The organism is Pseudomonas sp. UYIF39 (assembly GCF_029963765.1).
Classification (GTDB): domain Bacteria; phylum Pseudomonadota; class Gammaproteobacteria; order Pseudomonadales; family Pseudomonadaceae; genus Aquipseudomonas.
On sequence record NZ_JALBYU010000001.1, the window covers coordinates 532,167 to 551,510 of the forward strand.

The 19,344-nt window shown below is 58.4% G+C and carries 20 protein-coding genes; 15 read left to right on the forward strand and 5 right to left on the reverse strand.

Translation table 11 applies throughout. The features are described from left to right. Positions 1-105 precede the first annotated feature (105 nt). The 5 genes from MO767_RS02505 (at position 106) to MO767_RS02525 (ending at position 6,204) form a co-directional block, all read left to right on the forward strand. On the forward strand, positions 106-2,382 hold the full coding sequence (locus tag MO767_RS02505; protein ID WP_282479265.1) for a PAS domain S-box protein: 2,277 nt from the start codon (positions 106-108) through the stop codon (positions 2,380-2,382). 4 nt (positions 2,383-2,386) lie between these two features. Then, positions 2,387-3,022, forward strand: coding sequence for a response regulator transcription factor (locus MO767_RS02510; RefSeq protein ID WP_046055223.1), 636 nt, complete (start codon positions 2,387-2,389; stop codon positions 3,020-3,022). 78 nt (positions 3,023-3,100) lie between these two features. Further along, positions 3,101-4,201 (forward strand): AI-2E family transporter, encoded by a 1,101-nt coding sequence (locus MO767_RS02515; RefSeq protein WP_282479266.1) that lies wholly within the window; start codon positions 3,101-3,103, stop codon positions 4,199-4,201. Between the two features lie 90 nt (positions 4,202-4,291). Continuing rightward, positions 4,292-5,476, forward strand: a complete 1,185-nt coding sequence (locus MO767_RS02520) for a patatin-like phospholipase family protein (RefSeq protein ID WP_282479267.1) — start codon at positions 4,292-4,294, stop codon at positions 5,474-5,476. An 83-nt stretch (positions 5,477-5,559) separates the two neighbouring features. Then, on the forward strand, positions 5,560-6,204 hold the full coding sequence (locus MO767_RS02525) for a flavin reductase family protein (RefSeq protein ID WP_282479268.1): 645 nt from the start codon (positions 5,560-5,562) through the stop codon (positions 6,202-6,204). Here MO767_RS02525 and MO767_RS02530 read toward each other — a convergent pair. Further along, complete coding sequence (locus tag MO767_RS02530) at positions 6,188-7,057, reverse strand: LysR substrate-binding domain-containing protein (RefSeq protein ID WP_282479269.1); 870 nt, start codon at positions 7,055-7,057, stop codon at positions 6,188-6,190. The two genes, MO767_RS02525 and MO767_RS02530, sit on opposite strands and share 17 nt — an antisense overlap. 132 nt (positions 7,058-7,189) lie before the next feature. On the opposite strand from MO767_RS02530, the gene MO767_RS02535 reads away from it, so the two are divergent. Both MO767_RS02535 and MO767_RS02540 read left to right on the forward strand, forming a co-directional pair. Next, positions 7,190-7,804, forward strand: a complete 615-nt coding sequence (locus MO767_RS02535) for an urea carboxylase-associated family protein (RefSeq protein WP_282479270.1) — start codon at positions 7,190-7,192, stop codon at positions 7,802-7,804. 85 nt (positions 7,805-7,889) lie between these two features. After that, positions 7,890-8,831, forward strand: a complete 942-nt coding sequence (locus MO767_RS02540; RefSeq protein ID WP_282479271.1) for a LysR family transcriptional regulator — start codon at positions 7,890-7,892, stop codon at positions 8,829-8,831. Here MO767_RS02540 and MO767_RS02545 read toward each other — a convergent pair. Together MO767_RS02545 and MO767_RS02550 are read right to left on the reverse strand one after the other, a co-directional pair. Continuing rightward, positions 8,821-10,167, reverse strand: coding sequence for an amidase family protein (locus MO767_RS02545; RefSeq protein ID WP_282479272.1), 1,347 nt, complete (start codon positions 10,165-10,167; stop codon positions 8,821-8,823). The two genes, MO767_RS02540 and MO767_RS02545, sit on opposite strands and share 11 nt — an antisense overlap. A 36-nt stretch (positions 10,168-10,203) precedes the next feature. Beyond that, positions 10,204-10,872, reverse strand: coding sequence for an NAD(P)H-dependent oxidoreductase (locus MO767_RS02550; RefSeq protein WP_282479273.1), 669 nt, complete (start codon positions 10,870-10,872; stop codon positions 10,204-10,206). Positions 10,873-11,054: 182 nt separating this feature from the next. Here MO767_RS02550 and MO767_RS02555 point away from each other — a divergent pair, with 182 nt between their 5' ends. The 3 genes from MO767_RS02555 (at position 11,055) to MO767_RS02565 (ending at position 14,101) form a co-directional block, all read left to right on the forward strand. Next, the gene (locus MO767_RS02555; RefSeq protein ID WP_282479274.1) at positions 11,055-12,635 is read left to right on the forward strand and encodes a cytosine permease; all 1,581 of its coding nucleotides are present in this window, start codon (positions 11,055-11,057) and stop codon (positions 12,633-12,635) included. 50 nt (positions 12,636-12,685) lie between these two features. Further along, positions 12,686-13,237 carry a VOC family protein gene (locus tag MO767_RS02560; protein ID WP_282479275.1) on the forward strand — a complete coding sequence of 184 codons (552 nt, stop codon included), beginning with the start codon at positions 12,686-12,688 and terminating at the stop codon, positions 13,235-13,237. A gap of 84 nt (positions 13,238-13,321) precedes the next feature. Further along, positions 13,322-14,101, forward strand: a complete 780-nt coding sequence (locus MO767_RS02565; RefSeq protein WP_282479276.1) for a creatininase — start codon at positions 13,322-13,324, stop codon at positions 14,099-14,101. 192 nt (positions 14,102-14,293) lie between these two features. Here the strand turns inward: MO767_RS02565 and MO767_RS02570 are convergent, their stop codons facing one another. Next, a complete protein-coding gene (locus MO767_RS02570; protein WP_282479277.1) occupies positions 14,294-14,644 on the reverse strand; it encodes a hypothetical protein in 351 nt (116 codons plus the stop codon). Positions 14,645-14,689: 45 nt separating this feature from the next. On the opposite strand from MO767_RS02570, the gene MO767_RS02575 reads away from it, so the two are divergent. Next, positions 14,690-15,202, forward strand: a complete 513-nt coding sequence (locus tag MO767_RS02575; protein ID WP_282479278.1) for a LysR substrate-binding domain-containing protein — start codon at positions 14,690-14,692, stop codon at positions 15,200-15,202. Between the two features lie 40 nt (positions 15,203-15,242). Here MO767_RS02575 and MO767_RS02580 read toward each other — a convergent pair whose 3' ends face one another. After that, a complete protein-coding gene (locus MO767_RS02580; protein ID WP_282479279.1) occupies positions 15,243-15,890 on the reverse strand; it encodes an MliC family protein in 648 nt (215 codons plus the stop codon). Between the two features lie 243 nt (positions 15,891-16,133). Here MO767_RS02580 and MO767_RS02585 point away from each other — a divergent pair, with 243 nt between their 5' ends. From MO767_RS02585 to MO767_RS02600, 4 genes are read left to right on the forward strand one after another with little or no spacing between them, the layout of a single operon-like run. Then, the gene (locus MO767_RS02585; protein ID WP_282479280.1) at positions 16,134-16,301 is read left to right on the forward strand and encodes a hypothetical protein; all 168 of its coding nucleotides are present in this window, start codon (positions 16,134-16,136) and stop codon (positions 16,299-16,301) included. After that, on the forward strand, positions 16,294-17,199 hold the full coding sequence (gene ltnD / locus MO767_RS02590; protein WP_095132767.1) for an L-threonate dehydrogenase: 906 nt from the start codon (positions 16,294-16,296) through the stop codon (positions 17,197-17,199). The genes MO767_RS02585 and ltnD overlap by 8 nt, the downstream gene beginning before the upstream one ends. 27 nt (positions 17,200-17,226) lie before the next feature. Continuing rightward, positions 17,227-18,525: a 3-oxo-tetronate kinase gene (otnK, locus tag MO767_RS02595; RefSeq protein ID WP_282479281.1), complete on the forward strand. Its 1,299-nt coding sequence runs from the start codon at positions 17,227-17,229 to the stop codon at positions 18,523-18,525. After that, positions 18,522-19,160, forward strand: a complete 639-nt coding sequence (locus MO767_RS02600) for an aldolase (protein ID WP_282479282.1) — start codon at positions 18,522-18,524, stop codon at positions 19,158-19,160. The genes otnK and MO767_RS02600 overlap by 4 nt, the downstream gene beginning before the upstream one ends. The last annotated feature ends 184 nt before the right edge of the window (positions 19,161-19,344 follow it).

Sequence of the window (19,344 nt, forward strand, 5' to 3'; positions counted from 1 at the left end):
GTCATATAGTAGATGTACTATATTTGATTCTGTCAGGTCTAAATCAATACAGTCACACCGCCAAGGCCGGTATATCCTTGGCTTCCCCAACGAAGCGGACCCGTGATGACCCTGACCCCCGTTCGATTGCACAGCTGGTTGCGCCTGCAGCGCGAGGGTGTGTCTCTGGCCGCCCGGGCCGATGCGTTGTGCCGTGCGCTGCAGGATTGCCCCGAGGTGCGCCGGGCGGTTTATCTGAGTTGGCAAGCCAATGCGCGGATTTACAGCCACGAGGGCGCCGCCCAGCATTTTCCACCGGGGCTGGGCGACCCTTCGCTGGCCAGCGATCAGTTGCTGTTTGATCGGCTGGTCGAGGCAGGGCGGCTGGACCTGGCTCAAGTACGTCAACTCGATTGCTGGTTGGCCGGGCGACTGCGCCGGGCCGCTATCAGTCATGGCCAGGTGTTTGATCTGGCCTTGCAACCGGGGCAGCCGGGGTTGTTGCTGGTGGAAGTGTGCGAGGGAGTGAGTCTTGATTGGCTGGGTTGGGTGCAGGACTTGCTGACGACCTTGCTGAGCAGCGTCAATGGCATGCTGCGCGGCTCGCCGCTGTTGGGGCACGATCCGCAACCGAGTCTGTTGCTCGATGCACAGGGCCGCCCGCTGGAATTCAATGCCGCGCTGTTGGCACTGCTCGCCGAAAAGCCGCTGACCGATGTGTTGGGCTTTTTGCCGGTGAATCACCGGGTGCTGGTCCGTGCCTGCCTCGACCAGCAACGCGCCATCGACGGGGTCGAAGCCCAGTTCGAAGCGCAGATTCTGATCTGGACGTTTATCCCCGATCCCCAGGACAACCGCGTGCTCGCCCGTTGCCGCGATGCCACGGCACAAGTGCTGGCCGAGCGTGAAGCGGCCACGGCACGGCGGCTGTACCGGCTGATCATCGAGAACACCACCGACCTGATTTCCAGGCATACACCCGACGGACGCTTTCTGGATGCCTCGCCGGCGTCCTGGACATTGCTCGGCTACTGGCCGGAGGAGTTGCGCGGGCAAATGGCCCAGGGCTTGTTCCATGGTCAGGACCTGGCCAGCCTGGTGCAGCGCGCGCGGGATGCCCTGGAGCAGGACGGTTATCACACGATGACCTACCGCATTCGCCATCGAGATGGGCATTACCTGTGGTTCGAAACCGCGAGCCGGGCGATTCGTGAAACCTACACCGGGACGGTGGTTGAAGTGGTCAGCGTGTCCCGGGACATTACCGCCCGGGTGCAAGCCGAGGAGAACAAGCGGCGCCTGGCGGAGGTGGTCGAGGCCAACACCGATCCGGTGTTGTTCATCGACCCTGAGGGGCAGGTCACTTATCTCAATCCTGCTGCTCGGCGCATCCTGGGGATCGACGAGCAGCAACCGATGCCAGCCCTGGCGCAATTGTTCGCCAGCGCTGACCTGACGCGTCTGCAGCGCGATGGCTGGAGCAGCGCCGAACGCGACGGTGTCTGGAGCACCGATGCGCGATTGCAGCCACCGGGAGGCGGCACTTCCGTGCCGGTGTCGCTGGTGCTGCTGGCGCATCGTTCGGCCGGCGGCGAACGCTATTACTCCTTGGTGGCGCGGGACATGACCGAGCGTGAACTGCGTGAAGTGCAGCAGCGCCGCCATCAGGACGAATTGGCGCACACCGCGCGGTTGGTCACCCTGGGTGAGTTGGCCTCGGGTATCGCTCACGAAATCAACCAGCCGTTGGCGGCGGTGGTCAATTACGCCAATGCCAGCCAGCGCTATTTACAGACGCTGGATTCCAATCCCCAGGCCGCCGCCCGAGTGGCGCAAGGGCTGGAGCGCATTACCCATCACGCCACGCATGCATCAGAAGTGATCAGACGTTTGCGCGCGTTTCTGCGCAAGGGACAACGTCGGATGCAAGCCCTGAATTTCACCGACGTCGCCCGCGAGGCCGTGCGTTTGTGTGCCTGGGAAGCGAGCAATTGCCAAGTGACAATCGAGGATCGCCTGCCGGATAATCTGCCGCCGATTTATGCCGACCGGGTGCTGCTGGAGCAGGTCCTGCTCAATCTGTTGCGCAACGCCATCGATGCCAACCGCGAACAACATCCGGGGCAACCTTCACTGATCGTGATGGCTGCGGGGCAGGGCGGTGGTGCAACCGTGGAAATCAGTGTGCAAGACCAGGGACCGGGCGTCAGCGAGCCCGAACTGGAGCAGATATTTACCCCGTTCTATACCAGCAAGGCCGATGGCCTGGGGCTTGGCTTGTCCATGAGCCGCAGCATCATCGAAGGTTTCGGTGGCGAATTACAGGCCCGACGCCAACCTGTCGGGCTACTGATGTGCTGCCGCTTGCCGCTGGCCGGCCCAACAAAACAACAACAGGAATAACGTAATGGCAGGTGTGACGGAGCACGTGGTGTATGTGGTCGACGACGATCAAGGCATGCTCGACTCAACGGTCTGGTTGTTGGAGTCGGTAGGGCTCAAGGCCTTGCCGTTTACCAGTGGCGTGGAGTTTCTCAGTGCTTGTGATGCCACGCTCGATGCCTGCGTGCTGCTCGATGTTCGCATGCCCGGCATGGGCGGTTTGAACGTGCAGGAAGAAATGCGCACACGTGAGCTGAACTTGCCGATCATCTTCGTCAGCGGGCACGCGGACGTGCCGATCGTGGTTCGCGCCTTCAAGGCGGGCGCCCATGACTTCATCGAGAAGCCCTATAACGAGCAATTGCTGCTGGACAGCGTGCAACAGGCGCTCAGCAACTGCGCGGCAAACCGCTCAGGCAATCAGGGCCATGAAGCCTTGCAGGCACGTTTGCTGACATTGACCCCACGGGAGCGCGATGTCTTGCTGCCGCTGGTCCAGGGTTACACCACCCGTGAGATTGCAGAACAACTGGGCGTGAGCGCAAAAACTGTCGATTTGTATCGCTCGCGGGTGATGAAACGTATGCAGGCCAATACCTTGCCGGACCTGGTTGGCATGGCCATCGCCGCTGAACTGGTTGATCCGCTGAAGCTGCGGTGATTGCTCGCGTTTTCCATTGAGCGTCTATGCTGGGCTAACCGATCTCATCTCTCTGCAGCGATCTGCAAGGAGGCAGCAATGGTGCCCACATCCAGCTCCGAAAAAGCGTTCACACGCAGCCTGCTCGATGTTTTGATCCGTGCCGGGTTGATTACCGTACTGGTGCTGTTCTGCTTTGAGATCTTCAGCCCGTTCCGCGACCTCATGCTGTGGTCGCTGATCCTGGCGATCACCCTTTATCCATTGCAACAGCGACTCAAGGGGCCGCTGGGTCAGAAAGACGGTCATATTGCGACGCTGATTGTGCTGATCGCTATCGTTGTGCTCATGGTGCCGATCTATCTGTTGGTCACCTCGATTGCCGATTCGGTCGCGCAGGCCATGACCACCGTCAAGGACGGCAGCTTCCATATTCCGCCACCCACTGACTCAGTCGCTGACTGGCCGTTGGTGGGCAAGTCTGTCTCTGCTTTATGGCTGCAGGCCTCAACCGATCTTCCCGACCTGGCGGCGAAGTACCTGCCGCAGATAAAACATTTCAGCGTGAGCTTCCTCGGCAAACTGGCCGGCGTCGGCATGGGGTTCCTCACCTTTATCTTTGCATTGATCATCGCCGGCATTTTCATGGCCTACGGCGAGAGCGGCAGCCGCAGTGCGGCACAGATCGCGGCCCGCGTCAGTGGGCCGGCCAAGGGGCCGAAAATCGCCGAACTGTGTACCGCAACGATCCGGGCGGTCGCGCTGGGGGTGGTCGGCATCGCTTTCATCCAGATGTTGCTGGTGGGCATCGGATTCGTGGTCATGGGAGTCCCCGGTGCCGGGTTGCTTGCCTTGGCGGTGCTGCTGCTCGGCATCATGCAATTGCCGGCGACGCTGATTACGCTGCCCGTGATTGCCTTTGTGTTCGCCACCGACGGGGCCAGCACGGCAACCATCGTCTTCGCCATCTATGTGTTCGTTGCCGGCCTGGTGGATAACGTACTCAAGCCCTTGTTGCTGGGGCGCGGTGTCGATGTGCCGATGCCAGTGGTGTTGATCGGTGCCCTGGGCGGCATGGTCACCAGCGGAATCCTCGGTCTGTTCATCGGCCCGGTGGTGCTTGCGGTCGGCTATCAGTTGTTCTGGCAATGGGTGGAGGATCAGCCGCAGAACAGACCGGACGTCCCGCCGACGTTATGACTGCCCGGGCTTGCGCTAGCATGAAAAGGTGGTCAGGCCACTCGCCCTGACATTGGCAGACGGGATCTTGCAGGGGCAGGAGGAGGCGTTTTGAAAACATTCCTGCTCAGGCCTAGCGCCTCAACGATGAACATGTTGCGTCAAGCGTGCCTGCAACGCCGAGATGCGGTGCCGCCAACGTTAACCGAAAAAGCGCTCATCCCTGGCATTCCGGATGCTCGCTACTGGCTGGACCAGGATCTGACCCCGTTCATCCGGGATGTGAGTCAGGCCAACGTTCGAGAAGCCGCGGCGCTCGCCAGCGCAGGGATGCCCAATGACACCTTGCCGCTGGCAAGCATGTTGGCCGTTTCGGGGGGCGGCGACGCCGGCACATTCGCGGGGGGCATCATTGCGGGATGGACCCTGCATGGGTCACGTCCCGTGTTCAAAGTCGTCACCGGCATCAGCGCTGGCGCCCTGGTCGCCCCGTTTGCTTACCTGGGGCCCCAGTACGACGGTGTCATTCTGGGTATCTGCAATGCAGTCGGCCCAAAAGACATTTTCCATCCGCGCAATGTGCTGACCCGCCTTGCCAGCGACGGTATCGCGCATAGCAAGCCACTGTCGCGGCTCATTGCACAGCACATCACCGCCGAGGTTCTTGCGGCGATCGCGTCGCAATACGCCAAAGGACGTCTTCTGATGATCGGCACCACCGACCTTGATTCAGGGCGCCCGGTCACCTGGAACATGGGCGCTATTGCCTCCAGCCAGGCACCGGGCGCGCTCGACCTGTTTCGCAACATCATGATCGCGTCGATGAGTATTCCCGGCGCCGTCTCACCCGTCATGATCGACGTCGAGGTTGACGGCCAACAGTTTCAGGAGATGCACGTGGACGGAGGGGTCCTGACTCAGGTGTTCCTTTACCCACCCGGCACTGTGATGGCGCTGAACCGCGTGACCGGGGCGCGTTTGCGTGAGGAACGGCATTTCTATGTCATTCGCAACGGCAAACTGGAGCTGCAGTGGTCCGGAACCAAGCGCCGTACCTTGAGCATCGGCGGTCGCGCCATCAGCGCACTGATCCAGAATCAGGGGGTCAGCGATCTGGACCGAATTTACCGAATTGCGCAGCAGGATGGCGCGGACTTCAATCTGGCGTACATCGGCTCCGATTTTGATATTTCTCGCAATCATAGATTTGATGGCGAGTACATGAAGCGCTTGTTCGATTACGCCTTTCAACTCAGCGCGAAAGGGTATCCGTGGCATAAATCGCCGACGACCTGACAGGCACAGTCCTCGCTGACGCGGACTACGCGTATAGATTTCACTTATAGCCATAGCAAGATTCATTATTGTTTTTCTCGCCAATGAAGCTGTTTTACTCCCGCTATCAGTTCACGCGGGAGGGGTGTTTCATGTTGCTTGTGACAGGTCAGGATGATGAGGAAATCAACAAACACTGGATGAGTTGTGTGGTCCCGAGACCAATCGGCTGGATTTCCACCCTCGGCAAGGACGGTGTGCCGAACCTGGCGCCCTACAGTTTTTTCAACGCGCTATCGGAAAAACCGCCGATTGTGATGTTTGGCTCCAATGGCCGACATGCTCACGGCGCAAAAGATACTGCCAGAAACATCCTTGAGACCGGTGAGTTCGTCGTCAACATGGCCACCTATGACCTGCGCGTTGAAGTAAAGGCATCCAGTGAACCAGCACGGCCTGAGGTCAACGAGTTTGATCGGGTGGGACTCGAATCTGAGGCCTCCTCGCTGGTATTGCCCCCTCGGGTCAAAGCAGCGCCCATACACATTGAGTGCGTGCTGCTGAAGGCCGTGGAGCTACCCTCTGAAATTGAGGAAAACCTGCTGATTATCGGGCGCGTGATCGGTCTGCATATCAACGACAACTGCTTCACCGAAGGCCGTATCGATCTCTCCAAAGTTCGGCCATTGGCCCGGCACGGTTATGGCCAGTTCGCAATGTTCGGCGAGACCGTCAAAGGTGTTGCCTGAGGAAATGGGCAAACTCTCGCGCCAGTTGCGAGGGCTCTTCCTGGGTGGGAAGCAGCAGCGCGATTTCGTATTTGATCACCGGTGAGAACGGCTTGAGCAGCAGATTCCCGGTGAAGGGCAGGCTGACCACCGGGTCGATGATCCCGACGCCCATCCCGGAGCAGACCAGTTCGCAGGCGGTGGAGAAGAATTCTGTTTCGGCCACCACGTTCCAGGATGACCCGTATGCCGAAAAAGCCATCGCCAGTTGCTGGTAGATCGGGTCACCCTTGAACAGCGTAACGAACGGCACGCCATCCAGATCCGCGGGTGTAATCACCTCCAGTTCTGCAAGAGGGTGACCGATCGGCACCATGCACTGACATTCGTACGAAATCACTTCCATGTTCGAGGTTGGGTAGTCGAGGGGCAGTTCAGCGATGGCCAGGTCAAATTGCTGCGTCGACATCAGCTCGCGAACAGACTGTGAATTGCGGGTAATGATCTTGAGTTCAAGCCCCGGACGCTCTTTCGCAAACTCGGCCATCAATCGTGGCAACAGATTGATCGAGATGCTGGCGTAGGCGGCAATGGCTAGGTGACCGCGTTTGCCGGTCCGAATCTCCTTGGCGATGCGATTGGTTTTCTCCACCGCTTCCAGCGCCCGTTCAGCCTCGACAAAAAACAACCGGGCTTCGGGGGTGGGTTGCAGGCGACCGCCTTTTCGCACGAAGAGTTTCAGGCCGGTCTCATGCTCCAGATTGGCGATGGTGCTGCTGATGGCGGGTTGAGAGATGCCCAACAGTTCAGCAGCACGAGTCATGGTGCCGTGGATCATCAAGGTTCTGAAGCACTCAAGTTGCCGGATTCGCATGGGGCACCCTATAGATTTCACTTATACAGAGGCGACTTTATATTATTGGTTTGCGGTTTTCCTCTGTGTTTTCCTTTACGACAGGTACCCGGCCTGTAGGCCATTAGCCGTGCATAAGGAGAACAACACAACATGACTGCAATCACGACCATTTACCCCAGCGAGCTGGTCCGTTTGCCTGCCCGGCGAGGGGTCGCGATCCACTTGAAACGGGGTCAAATCATCAAGCTGATCAACACCCATGGCAAGCAGGTCGTAGACACCTGGGCGTTCAATCCGGAGGACCTGTGCGAGGCGATGTCGATGGAGCACAGTCGGCCGTTCTGGTTGAAGCTCAACCCGCGGCAAGGTGACAGCCTCGTTACCAACAAACGTCGGAAAATCCTGACGCTCATCGAAGACACCTCTCCGGGTGTCCATGACACGCTGGTAGCCGCTTGCGATCCGACGCGCTATGAGCAGCTGGGTTTTATCGGTCATCATGACAGCTGCAACGAAAACCTCTTTCTGGCCCTGGATGCCATCGGCCTGGTGACGCCTGAAACGCCGAGCCCGTTGAACCTCTTTATGAATGTGCCGGTGCATCAGGACGGGCGCATCGAGTTCGCGGAACCGGTCAGTGAACCTGGGCAATACGTATCGCTACAGGCTGAAATGGATGCGGTCGTGGTCTTTTCTGCCTGCCCGCAGGACATCACGGCCGTCAACGGAATGCGGCCCCAGGACGTTCATTACAGCATCACCTGACGCCGGACCGCACCTGCCGGCAGAGCCTGTCTGCTGGCGGGCAACTGAACCTGCCGCGAGCAAAAACAAGCATCCGGAGTAAGCCATGCGCAAAATTCCCCCATTGAATTCCGTGCGAGCGTTTGAGGCGGTCGCACGTCACCAGAGTTTTTCTGCGGCCGCCAACGAACTCTCTGTGACGGTCGCTGCGGTCAGTCATCAAGTCCGGCAGTTGGAAGACGGGCTGGGGCAAAAGCTGCTGGAGAGGGGCCGGACGGTGACCCTCACACCGGCGGGTAAAACCATCTATCCGCTATTGCGCGACGGTTTCGACCAGATTGCCCGGGCGTTTGCCCTGATCGGTGCGCCAAAGGAGGGGGATGCCATTCAGGTTTCCACTACGCGCGCGTTTGCCGAGCGGTGGCTGATGCCTCGCCTGGCATCATTCAACGAGATTTATCCCCATATCGTTGTGCACATTCATGCCTCGGAAAAGGTCGTGGATCTGCGTTCGGAAACGGTCGATCTGGCCATTCGATACGGCCCGAGAGATGCCGGCAGGCTGGGGCCGGTGCTGTTCGACGATGAGTACATCGCCGTCGTGGATCAAAGCATTTGCCCTGTCGACCGCCAACCCACGATCAGCGACTTTTACAACCGCTCCTTGCTGGCGTTCAAATGGAAAAATCAGGCGCTCCAGGCGCCGTCATGGTCCGCATGGCTGGCCCGGGTCGAGCACGATACAACCCGGGATTTCCGCATCTCCTGGTACAGCGAAGAAACGCTGGCCTTGCATGCTGTGGAACGGGGATTGGGGCCGCTGCTGTGCAGCAACGTGTTGATTGACGATGCGCTGCGCTCGGGTCGTATGCATCGAGTGGCGGGGCCGGCCTTGCCTGGTTTCACCTACCACCTGATCGAGGACACTAGAAGCGATCAACGTCGCAGCCTTTCGTTGTTTCGGGACTGGCTTCTGAGCGAAGCGAAATCGTTCAGAGAGACGGCTCTGAACGAAGTGTCAGGAAGTTGGCTGGCGCTTACTTCCTGACATTCAGGGCCGTTTCTATCGCCAGACAGGCACTGAGCAGTTGATCGTCGTGACCTCGCGTTGTGGAAAACAGGATTGAGGTGGCAAGCCCAACGCTGTCCTTGCCAGACGGAATGGCCACCCCTGGCATGTCCAGCAGACTGCCAATCATGGTGAGCGACAAGGTTTCGAGATTGACGGCAGCAAACAGTTCGTCATCATTTTCCAGTGGGGTCATTGGCGGCGCGACGTGTTTCACCGTTGGCATGACCATAATGGCGCCCTCAAGCTCACGCTCCATCGCAGACATCAACTCAAGACGCAGGCTTCGAATAATGGCTTCGGCAGCGGCATCGATGTTTTTGGCCGAGAGCAGACGCGCATGCACGCGTCTGTCCATCCGCAAACCTTGCGGACCTTCTACCACCTCGCCCAACAGACGCCAGGCTTCTATCGCCCCCAACCAACCCGTTCGGGCAATCAGTTCGCGAGTGCGAGCGACCGAGGCGATCGGACGTCGCTCGACATGCGCTCCCGCCGCACCTAGCAGCGCCATCATCGAGAGCAGGTTCTCTCGTACCGCTGGTTGCAACGCTGAATCGGACATTACCCCGTCGTCAATGACAAAGCGCAGACCGCAAAGGCTGGCGGACTGGATGACGGCTTCTTTGAGACCCCGCATCGCTGCGTCGAACGCTACGCAATCCGCTACGGTATGGGCAAAAGATCCCAGGCTATCGAGCGTAATAGCGAGAGGGTGCACACCCGCCATGCTGTAACGGCCGGTGGATGCCTTGTAGCCAACCAGGCCATTGAAAGCCGCCGGGATACGAATCGAACCCGCTGTGTCAGTGCCGATGGCGCTGGTGACGATGCCCCTTTGAACCGCAATCGCCGAACCCGCAGAAGAGCCGCCAGGCACGCGGACTTCACGGAGCTGAATGTCGGCAGTCGGCGTACCGAAATGAGGATTCAGCCCCAGGCCCGAATAAGCGAACTCAGTGAGGTTGGTTTTCCCGACCGGGATCATCCCCTGTGACGCAAGTGCGCCGATCACCACGGCATCCTCCAGCGCAATCGGCGCGTTGATCCGTGTGATGGAACCGGCGGTAGTCCGGCTGCCGGCAATATCCAGCAGATCCTTCGCAGCGTAAGGTATTCCGTCGAAAGGGCTCAGCGGAGCCCCTCGAAACCAGCGCTCGGTCGACGCTTTTGCTTCATCGATTGCCCGTTGATCCAGCACGGCAATGAACACGTGTTCCGAGTCCCTAGCGGCGGCCAATGCGACCCCGATCAACTCCCCAGGTGTCGTCAGGCCTTGTTTCAATCGCTCGGCGGTTTCCAGCATCGTGATCATGGTTTCTCCGATTGAGTTGGCGGCAGTAACAGATAGTCAGGCAGGCGAAAGCTCGCTTTGTCGCTCTTCAATCATTTGCTTGACCAGGACAGGAACGGCGTCGAACGCATCCGCGATAGAGGCCTCATGGCGCGCATCACCAAACTCCTGATAGTCGATGGAGATGACGTGGGTCTCACTTACGCCCAGGTAGTGCGCGCAGGTCTGGATGTGAGTGTCCAGGTGATTCATCTTTTCGCGCACGCCGCCCGGGCCGAATCCAAACTCGCCCCGGGAAGACAAAATCACCAGTTTCTTGCCGCTCATGATCGGCTCCAGCGGGTAGTCGCCACGCGCCAGATCAAAGGTGAAGGTCTTGCCGATACGAATCACTTTATCGAACCACGACTTGAGGGACGCAGGCATACCGTAATTGTACATAGGGGTACCCATGACGATGACATCGGCCCGGTCGATCTCGTCGATCAATTCGTCCGACAGCCGGATCTCCTCGCGCTTTTCAGGCGTCATGTGCGCCTCGGGTGTAAAGACTGCGGCAATCCACTCCTCTGTTACGAAAGGGGGAGGGTTGTGGCCTACGTCACGGGTAATGACCAGGGTCTTGTCATCTCGTTCGATCCAGGCGTCGACAAATGCTTTCGACAGTTGGCGGCTCAGGGATCGATCGTTTCGTGCGCTGGCATCAATGTGAAGAATAGTGGTCATAGGCTGCTTCCTGTCAGGCCAGAGGCGTAATTACCTTGGCAACTGAAACAAGTGGGCCACGAGCACAGAGGATTCAGCTATTGATATTTATTTGAGTCGTGGCAAATAAAACTCAATCAGCGAGTTTTATTTGTTAGTGGGACTTAAACGTTATTGAGTTTGAGGTTGTGGGCGGATGTTGCATGGCTCGGCAATCTGCACAATTGATGTTTTCTCAAGGCTGCAATTTTTCTAAAACATCTTTTAGTTATTATCAATTACGTAAAAGTATGTACCTCGCTTTAATGGCTATGGGCGATTCAAGTGGTCGCCGCTCAGCGAGGAAAATAATAATGTCAACGCGTCGTGAATCTGAAAAAAACTTAACGAATGAGGCCAATTATGATGCTTTAGGCATCGAACCTGTGCCTGATAGCCATCGTACTTCAAGTCCGTTGGACCAGTTCTGGATTTGGGCTGGTGCGAATGTGGCGCCTATCAACTGGGTGCTGGGAGCCATTGGTATCCAGTTGGGTTTGAGCTTGATTGAAACGCTGCTGGTGATCGTAGTCGGCAATCTGTTGGGTGCCGCATTGTTTGGCGGTATCTGCATCATGGGCCACCGCACGGGGGTGCCGCAGATGGTGCTTTCGCGGCTGGCGTTCGGTCGGCGCGGTGCCTACTTGCCGACCATCATGCAAGTGTTGATGCCCATGGGATGGGTGGCCACCAACACCTGGATTGTCCTGGATCTTGCGGTGGCCGCCCTGGAGAAAATCGGTATCAGTGGTGGGATAGAGCTCAAATACGGTATCGCGTTGGTCGTGATGGTTATCCAGGTTGGCATCGCTGCCTGGGGCTTCAATGCGATCAAGTGCTTCGAGCGTTACACCATGCCGGTGATTCTGCTGATCATGGTCGTGATGACCGTGCTGGCCTTCACCCACGTAGATATCCAATGGCACGCCTCGACCACCGAGGGCATCGGGAAACTATCGGCCATGAGCAGCCTCATGACCGCGATAGGCATTGGCTGGGGCATTTCGTGGCTGGTATACGCCTCGGATTACACCCGTTTCACCCAGAGCAAACTGTCTGACGGACAGGTGTTCCGCTCGACCTTCCTTGGCATGTTCCTGCCCACCGTATGGTTGGCGTTTCTTGGCGCTGCCATCGCTTCAGCGGGTGGGGGCTCGGACCCTGCGCAACTGATCATTGCGGTGTTTGGCACGATGGCATTGCCGGTACTTCTTGTGCTTCTACATGGCCCGGTCGCCACCAACATCGTAGTCATTTACTCGGCCGCACTGGCAACGCTGTCGCTGGATATCCGCGTCCCACGCTGGGTTGTCTCGATGTTTTCCGGGGTGGTCGCATTGTTCATGCTCTACCTGTTCCTGCAATCCGGAGAATTTGTGCATGCCTTCGAAAACCTGATGGTGTTTTTCGTGGTGTGGATCAGTCCGTGGGCCGGCATCACGCTGGTCGATTTCTTCTTGATTCGTCGTGGGCAAATCGAGCTGAAATCGCTTTATTGTCATCACTCTGAAAGTGCATGCCTTGATGTGAACTGGAGAGGCGTGTGTGCGCTAGCAATTGGTGTGTTAGCCGCGTGGTTATTTCAAGTTGGCACCCTTAAATCGTTGCAGGGGCCTATTGCAATGGCGCTGGGTGGAATTGATTTGTCATGGCTTGCGGGATTTTCCGTGGGGGGCGGCATTTATTATTTGTTGCAACGCTCACGGCGAACTGAAGTTGCTCAGTCCACGGTCATGTTGAAGTAAGCGTTAATCAAGTTCCGGTAACTTTTCATTGATGAAAGAGGTATGTGTAAATGTCTCATCTTGAACAACTTAATGTCCTGACGGCGTTGAGCGCTGGTGCTGGAGTCGATGCATTCCTGGGTAACGTCGTCGAGATCGCGATCGTGACGCGTGACCACAAGCGGACCATGGATGGCTTGCTCAAACTGGGTATTGGCCCATGGCGCGTCTACACCTTCAGCCCGGAAAACACCCAAAACCAGACCTATCGAGGCGAGCCTGCCGAGTTTGTTCTGAAAGTCTGTTTCGCCCAGTCGGGAAACATGGTCTGGGAGTTGATGGAACCCGTTTCCGGACCGACTATTTTCGCGGATTTCCTCGACGAGCATGGCGAAGGCATCCAGCACGTCGCTTATGACTGCAACAACATCCCGTTTGCAGAGCGCATCGCCGAACTGAAGCGACGTGGCTTCAAGTGCGTGCAGTCAGGCTCCTGGATGGGTGTGAATCATTTCGCATTCTTCGGCACCGAGGCTGATACCACCACCGTGTTTGAAACTTATGCATTCCCCGCGGATTGGGATTACCCGGAACCAGAGCAGTGGTATCCACCGCGGGCCTGAAGCGCCGGCAGTAACGCCTCAGCGTTTATGCAAACCAGGCGCTGGGGCCTTTACCACACAGAACGACGCCCGGAGTACAGCATCATGAACACCGTCCGTATGGATAACATCAGTTGGGTCGATTATGAGCACCACGTTCAGTCAGGCGCGGTGGTATTTCTGCCGATTGGCGCGACCGAACAACACGGCCCTCACTTGCCCCTTGGAACCGACGCCTTGCTGGCCAGCGCAATCAGTGAAGAAGTGGCCAGGGAAATTGGCGGGATCGTCGCGCCAGCCCTGTCCTATGGCTACAAATCCCAGCCAAAGTGTGGAGGAGGGCAGCATTTTTGTGGAACAACCAGTGTGGATGGGGTGACGCTGATCGCGATGGTCCGGGACGCTGTCCGCGAGTTTCATCGCCATGGCGTGAAGCGTCTGGTTCTGGTGATCGGCCATTACGAGAATCAGTGGTTTGTCACTGAAGGCATCGAACTGGCCATGCGTGATATCGGCGCCAATGCGGGTTTGGAGGTCATGCGTCTGGAGCACTGGGAGTTCGTGAAGTCAGCGACGCTCGACAAGGTCTTTCCTGACGGTTTTCCGGGGATCGCGCTGGAACATGCTGCGGTCATCGAAACATCGATGATGCTGCACTATCACCCGCAGATGGTTGCTCTGGACAAGATTCCGGATCACGGGCCCGCTGAATTTCCGGTTTACGACATGTATCCGACCCGGACCGAATGGGTGCCGGAGAGTGGCGTGCTGTCCTCTGCACGAGGCTCCAGCGCAGACAAGGGGAAGTTGCTGGTGAATGACGTCATCAGCGGGATCGTCCAGGCCGTGCGGTTCGAGTTCAGGCTCGATAACAGCTTAAGCTGATCCATGCCTGATTCAGCGATCGAAACAGGACACCAGGAAACTCATCACCACCTGCACGGCCGGGGTGTGGTGAATGTCGCTGTGGACCACCAGCCACACGTCCCGCGCTAGCTCCGCGCCAACCGACGGCATCGTTTGCAGGCCGTAGCGATCGCCAAGGAAGTAGGGCAGGGTAGCGACACCTGCGCCTGCTTACGCAATGGTGGCCTGGATATTCAAATCATTGCTGCGCAGCAGGATCGGTCGATCGCTGGCTTGTTTCTTCAGCCACGCTTGTTGTGGGGATTGCTCCATGGTTTCGTCGTAAGCGATGAACACCCGATCTTGCGCGGCAGTATTGGTTAAATAGTCTGCCGAGCCGTACAGATGGAACGGCACGGTGGCGACCTTGCGTGGAACCAGATTCGGTTCCTTGGGGCGGTTCAGGCGCACGGCAATATCGGCTTCCCGTCGCGACAACGAGGCACTGCCCAGGCTGCCGATCAGGTGCAAGGACAGCTGCGAATACTTCGTGCGCAACTCATTGATTCGCGGCGCTATCAACGCGCAGGCCGGCGCCGGCGGGGCACTGACGGCGAGCGGCTGCTGATGGGCGCGCGTCAGCTTCCAAAATTGTTGTCGCGCTTTTGCAAACTCTATCCCGACATTCAGTTAGAACTCACCGCTGGCTTGAGTCACGATCTGCTGAGCGACTACGAAAACAGACAACTGGACGTGGTCATTGCCAAGCGAAAAATCGGTCCCAATGCCCCGCGGGGCCGAATCATCTGGCGCGAACCTTTGGTCAGGATCGCCACCAAAGACTACGAGATCGAAACATCCCAACCTGTACGTTTGGTGATGATGCGGCCGCCATGCGCGTACCGGGCAATCATGATAGAGGCCTTGGCTAGCGTTCGGCGGGAGTGGATGGGGATAACCGCATTGGGAACGTCGCTCCTGCAGGAAGGCATGCGGACTCTGAAGCCATCTGAAAAGTTACCGACGTTACCGAGCACCGAAGTCGCGGTGATGGGTGACGACGTCGGCACTCAACATCTAGTCCAGCCTTTGGTATCACTGCTGACTGAAGGTTTGATGTCGGGCAGTGGTTTGACCTGAGACGAATGAAGTGCTGAGGAAATCGTACTTGCGCCAAAAATCAGCTGACCGGCTCAGCCGTACAACTCATTGCCCCTGAGCCTGGCTTCTGGAAAATGACCCCGTTGCCGTCTTGCCAGAAGCGGTAGTTCCCCTGGGAATCCTTGCCAGTGTATTGGGTTCCCGAATCACTCGGCACCTGGCTCAGGGTGACCGAGGTGTTCGCCCATTTCAGGTACACGACACCCGGCTGCGTGTTAAAGAAGGTGGCGGCAATCAGTGCGTTAAACCCTGCACAACGAAAAGCCAGGGGGCCTTCGGTGAGCCTGTCTGGATCCTTGGTTCTCACAATGGCCGAGCCTTGGCGTAGCTGGTGCGCGCGCTCGGCATAACTTCGGATCGTGCACGCCTTGGGCTCAGACGTGGACGCACACTGATCACGGGAGTCGATCCAGAACTGCTGGTCGATCAAGACTTTGTCCGGCCGCGGTACTGAACGTTCATCCGTGAGCGCCAGGCGATAAAGACGCGTCAATTCGATGTCCATCTGTGCCAGTTGCGAATCGCGACAGATAAGCTTTTCGACGGATGCCCTTGCCGTGGCGCAGTCAAAGCTGGTCTTGAACGACGCAGCATTTGCGCAGGTGCTCGTCACCGCGCAAACGCTGGCAGCGAGCAGACAGGTGAAAAGGGTGGTGACCGTTTTCATGTTGGTTTCACCGAGATCATTACGCGATCCCCGGATTGCCATGGAACCTATCGATCTGTTGGACATTCATTCGTTCGCATTGGGTGTATCGCAGTGTAAGTCAGTGCTCAAAACTTGCCACTTCTTGACCATGTTAAAAAATGTTATTTTTAAAAAAATACTTCACATAATCTGATCACTGGTAGATGATCTCCACCAGCCGGTATGACAACCTGATAACACGACAAAAACAGGATTGCCTTGATGTTCGACGAGATCCCGACTCATGTGCTGAATGACAGCGCCCCTCAGCGGGTTTATCCGCTCGGCGCTGATCCTGTCTACCGCAGCCCTCTCTACAACGCGGCCAATGTCTGCGCCTTGCAGGCGCGCAAGCAGTCGCTGCTTTCCTCTGGAGTACCCCATGAATAACAAGAATGTCGGTGTTGTCGGTCTTGGCGCGATGGGCCTGGGCATTGCTCGCTCGTTGTTGCGCAGCGGTTTCAATGTGCATGCCTGTGATGTGCGGGCTGCGGTGACTGAACAGTTTGCCGGGGAGGGCGGTGTGGCTTGCTCTTCGCCTTCGCACATGGCCGCTGAATGCGACGTGATAGTGACCGTGGTGGTCAACGCCGAGCAGACCGAAACCGTACTGTTTGGTGAGGGTGGTGCCGTGGCCGCACTGCGGCCGGGCAGTCTGGTGATCGGCTGCGCCACCGTAGCCCCGACTTACGCGGTGGATCTGGGCCAGCGCCTGGCCGCGTTGGGCCTGCTTTATCTGGATGCACCGATTTCCGGCGGTGCCGCCAAGGCGGCCGCTGGCGAGATGACCATGATGACCTCGGGGCCGGCCGACGCCTATACCAAGGCTGAGTCGATCCTGGCGGGCATGGCCGGCAAGGTTTATCGCCTGGGTGACGTTCATGGCCTGGGGTCGAAGGTCAAAATCATCAACCAGCTCCTCGCCGGGGTGCATATCGCCGCCTCTGCCGAAGCCATGGCGCTGGGCCTGCGTGAAGGGGTCGATGCCGATGCACTCTATGAGGTGATCACCCATAGCGCCGGTAATTCCTGGATGTTCGAAAACCGCGTACCGCACATTCTCAAGGCTGACTACACGCCGTTGTCCGCGGTGGATATTTTCGTCAAGGACCTGGGCCTGGTACTGGATACCGCCCGGGCCAGCAAATTTCCGCTGCCGCTGTCGGCCACCGCTCACCAGATGTTCATGCAGGCGTCCAGTGCCGGCTTCGGTCGTGAGGACGACTCGGCGGTGATCAAGATTTTCCCGGGCATCGAATTGCCGACTGCCAAGCCCCAGTCCGTTTGAAGCCCGAGCCCGTTTGAGGAACACCCCATGACTACATCCACTGCACGCCCGTTGCTGGGCTGCATCGCCGACGATTTCACCGGTGCCACGGACCTGGCCAATATGCTGGTGCGCGGCGGAATGCGTACCGTGCAAAGCATCGGTATCCCGAGCGCAGACGTCGCTGCCGGGCTTGACGCCGATGCGATCGTCATTGCCCTGAAATCCCGTACCACGCCGGTCGCCGACGCGGTCGAACAGTCCCTCGCCGCACTGGCCTGGCTACGCGAACAAGGCTGCGAGCAGATCTTCTTCAAATACTGCTCGACGTTCGACTCCACTGCGGCCGGCAATATCGGCCAGGTCAGCGAAGCGTTGCTGGCCGAACTGGGTAGCGACTTCACCCTGGCCTGCCCGGCGTTCCCAGAGAATGGCCGGACAATCTTTCGCGGCCACTTGTTTGTGCAGGATCAACTGCTCAGCGAGTCGGGCATGCAGCATCACCCGCTGACGCCGATGACCGATGCCAACCTGGTTCGGGTGCTGCAATCGCAGACCCGACTGAATGTCGGCCTGTTGCGCTACGACACCATTGCCCGCGGCACTGAGCAGGTGCGTGCGCGGATCGCGGAGCTGAGGGCTCAAGGTGTCGGCATGGCCATCGCTGATGCCTTGTCGGACAACGATCTTTACATCCTCGGCACCGCCTGCGCCGATCTGCCGTTGTTGACGGGTGGTTCGGGGCTGGCCCTGGGGTTGCCGGAAAATTTCCGTCGCGCTGGCAAGCTGCGCGACCTCGATGCCTCAAAGCTCCCGGCGGTGTTCGGCGGGGAAGTGGTGTTGGCCGGCAGTGCTTCGATCGCCACCAATGGACAAGTGGCGGCCTGGCTCGAAGCCGGGCGGCCGGCCTTGCGGATTGATCCGTTGGCCTTGGCCGCGGGTGAACCGGTGGTGGCGCAAGCCTTGTCCTTCGCCCGTGATAACGAACAAACCGTATTGATCTACGCCACCAGCTCACCGGATGAGGTCAAGTCGGTGCAACAGCAACTGGGTGTCGAGCAGGCTGGCAGTCTGGTGGAAAACGCCTTTGGCGAAATTGCCCAAGGTCTGCGCCAGAGCGGCGTGCGCCGTTTCGTGATCGCCGGCGGAGAAACCTCGGGCGCTGTGGTTCAGGCGTTGGGCGTACAGTTGCTGCAGATCGGCGCGCAGATCGATCCGGGTGTGCCGGCGACTGTCAGCAATACTGACGAACCTTTGGCGCTGGCACTGAAATCGGGCAACTTCGGTGGTCGCGACTTCTTCAGCAAAGCCTTGAACCAACTCGCCCAGGCCGGAGGTGCGCAATGAGTAACGAAAGCGCCCTGCGTGAAGAAATCTGCGAGGTTGGCCGCAGCCTTTACCTGCGCGGTTACACCGTCGGCAGCGCCGGCAATATCAGCGCGCGCCTGGACGACGGTTGGTTGATCACACCGACCGACGTCTGCCTCGGGCGCCTCGATCCAGCGACTATCGCCAAGGTCAACCTGGCCGGCGAATGGGTGTCCGGTGACAAGCCTTCAAAGACTTTGGCGCTGCACCGTCAGGTTTATGACCGCAACCCGAGTGTCGGCGGCGTGGTGCATACCCATTCAACTCATCTGGTGGCGTTGACGCTGGCCGGTGTCTGGCAGGCAGACGACATCCTGCCGCCGCTGACGCCGTATCAGGTCATGAAAGTCGGGCATATTCCATTGATTGGCTACCAGCGACCCGGTTCGCCGAAGGTTGCCGAGCAAGTCGCGCAGCTGGCCAATAGTGTTCGCGGCGTGATGCTCGAGCGGCTTGGCCCGGTGGTCTGGGAAAGTTCGGTCTCCAGGGCCAGTTACGCCCTGGAGGAGCTTGAGGAAACCGCGCGGCTCTGGCTGATGAGCGATCCCAAACCGGAATCTCTCGACCAGGCGGCTTTGAACGAGTTGCGAGAGACCTTCGGCGCAACCTGGTAAAGCGCTGGCTTAACACGACAAATCGATACCGCAGGCCCTGTACATGAGACGCGCAGCGACTCTCGACGGACCCGGCTTGCCTGAAAAAACAATAACAACAGGAAACCCCAGCATGACTGACCTTCACGGCGGTACTTTCAGTTTCAGTTGCAGAACCCTCGCGCCCACGCAGCGTGGAGGACTT

What these genes read in the sequence shown, in the direction of transcription:
- MO767_RS02505 (WP_282479265.1), top strand. Translation starts at nt 106, where the DNA reads ATGACCCTGACCCCCGTTCGATTGCACAGCTGGTTGCGCCTGCAGCGC.
- MO767_RS02510 (WP_046055223.1), top strand. Translation starts at nt 2,387, where the DNA reads ATGGCAGGTGTGACGGAGCACGTGGTGTATGTGGTCGACGACGATCAA.
- MO767_RS02515 (WP_282479266.1), top strand. Translation starts at nt 3,101, where the DNA reads ATGGTGCCCACATCCAGCTCCGAAAAAGCGTTCACACGCAGCCTGCTC.
- MO767_RS02525 (WP_282479268.1), top strand. Translation starts at nt 5,560, where the DNA reads ATGAAGCTGTTTTACTCCCGCTATCAGTTCACGCGGGAGGGGTGTTTC.
- MO767_RS02530 (WP_282479269.1), bottom strand. Translation starts at nt 7,057, where the DNA reads ATGCGAATCCGGCAACTTGAGTGCTTCAGAACCTTGATGATCCACGGC.
- MO767_RS02535 (WP_282479270.1), top strand. Translation starts at nt 7,190, where the DNA reads ATGACTGCAATCACGACCATTTACCCCAGCGAGCTGGTCCGTTTGCCT.
- MO767_RS02540 (WP_282479271.1), top strand. Translation starts at nt 7,890, where the DNA reads ATGCGCAAAATTCCCCCATTGAATTCCGTGCGAGCGTTTGAGGCGGTC.
- MO767_RS02545 (WP_282479272.1), bottom strand. Translation starts at nt 10,167, where the DNA reads ATGATCACGATGCTGGAAACCGCCGAGCGATTGAAACAAGGCCTGACG.
- MO767_RS02550 (WP_282479273.1), bottom strand. Translation starts at nt 10,872, where the DNA reads ATGACCACTATTCTTCACATTGATGCCAGCGCACGAAACGATCGATCC.
- MO767_RS02555 (WP_282479274.1), top strand. Translation starts at nt 11,055, where the DNA reads ATGGCTCGGCAATCTGCACAATTGATGTTTTCTCAAGGCTGCAATTTT.
- MO767_RS02560 (WP_282479275.1), top strand. Translation starts at nt 12,686, where the DNA reads ATGTCTCATCTTGAACAACTTAATGTCCTGACGGCGTTGAGCGCTGGT.
- MO767_RS02565 (WP_282479276.1), top strand. Translation starts at nt 13,322, where the DNA reads ATGAACACCGTCCGTATGGATAACATCAGTTGGGTCGATTATGAGCAC.
- MO767_RS02575 (WP_282479278.1), top strand. Translation starts at nt 14,690, where the DNA reads ATGGGCGCGCGTCAGCTTCCAAAATTGTTGTCGCGCTTTTGCAAACTC.
- MO767_RS02580 (WP_282479279.1), bottom strand. Translation starts at nt 15,890, where the DNA reads ATGAAAACGGTCACCACCCTTTTCACCTGTCTGCTCGCTGCCAGCGTT.
- MO767_RS02585 (WP_282479280.1), top strand. Translation starts at nt 16,134, where the DNA reads ATGTTCGACGAGATCCCGACTCATGTGCTGAATGACAGCGCCCCTCAG.
- ltnD (WP_095132767.1), top strand. Translation starts at nt 16,294, where the DNA reads ATGAATAACAAGAATGTCGGTGTTGTCGGTCTTGGCGCGATGGGCCTG.
- otnK (WP_282479281.1), top strand. Translation starts at nt 17,227, where the DNA reads ATGACTACATCCACTGCACGCCCGTTGCTGGGCTGCATCGCCGACGAT.
- MO767_RS02600 (WP_282479282.1), top strand. Translation starts at nt 18,522, where the DNA reads ATGAGTAACGAAAGCGCCCTGCGTGAAGAAATCTGCGAGGTTGGCCGC.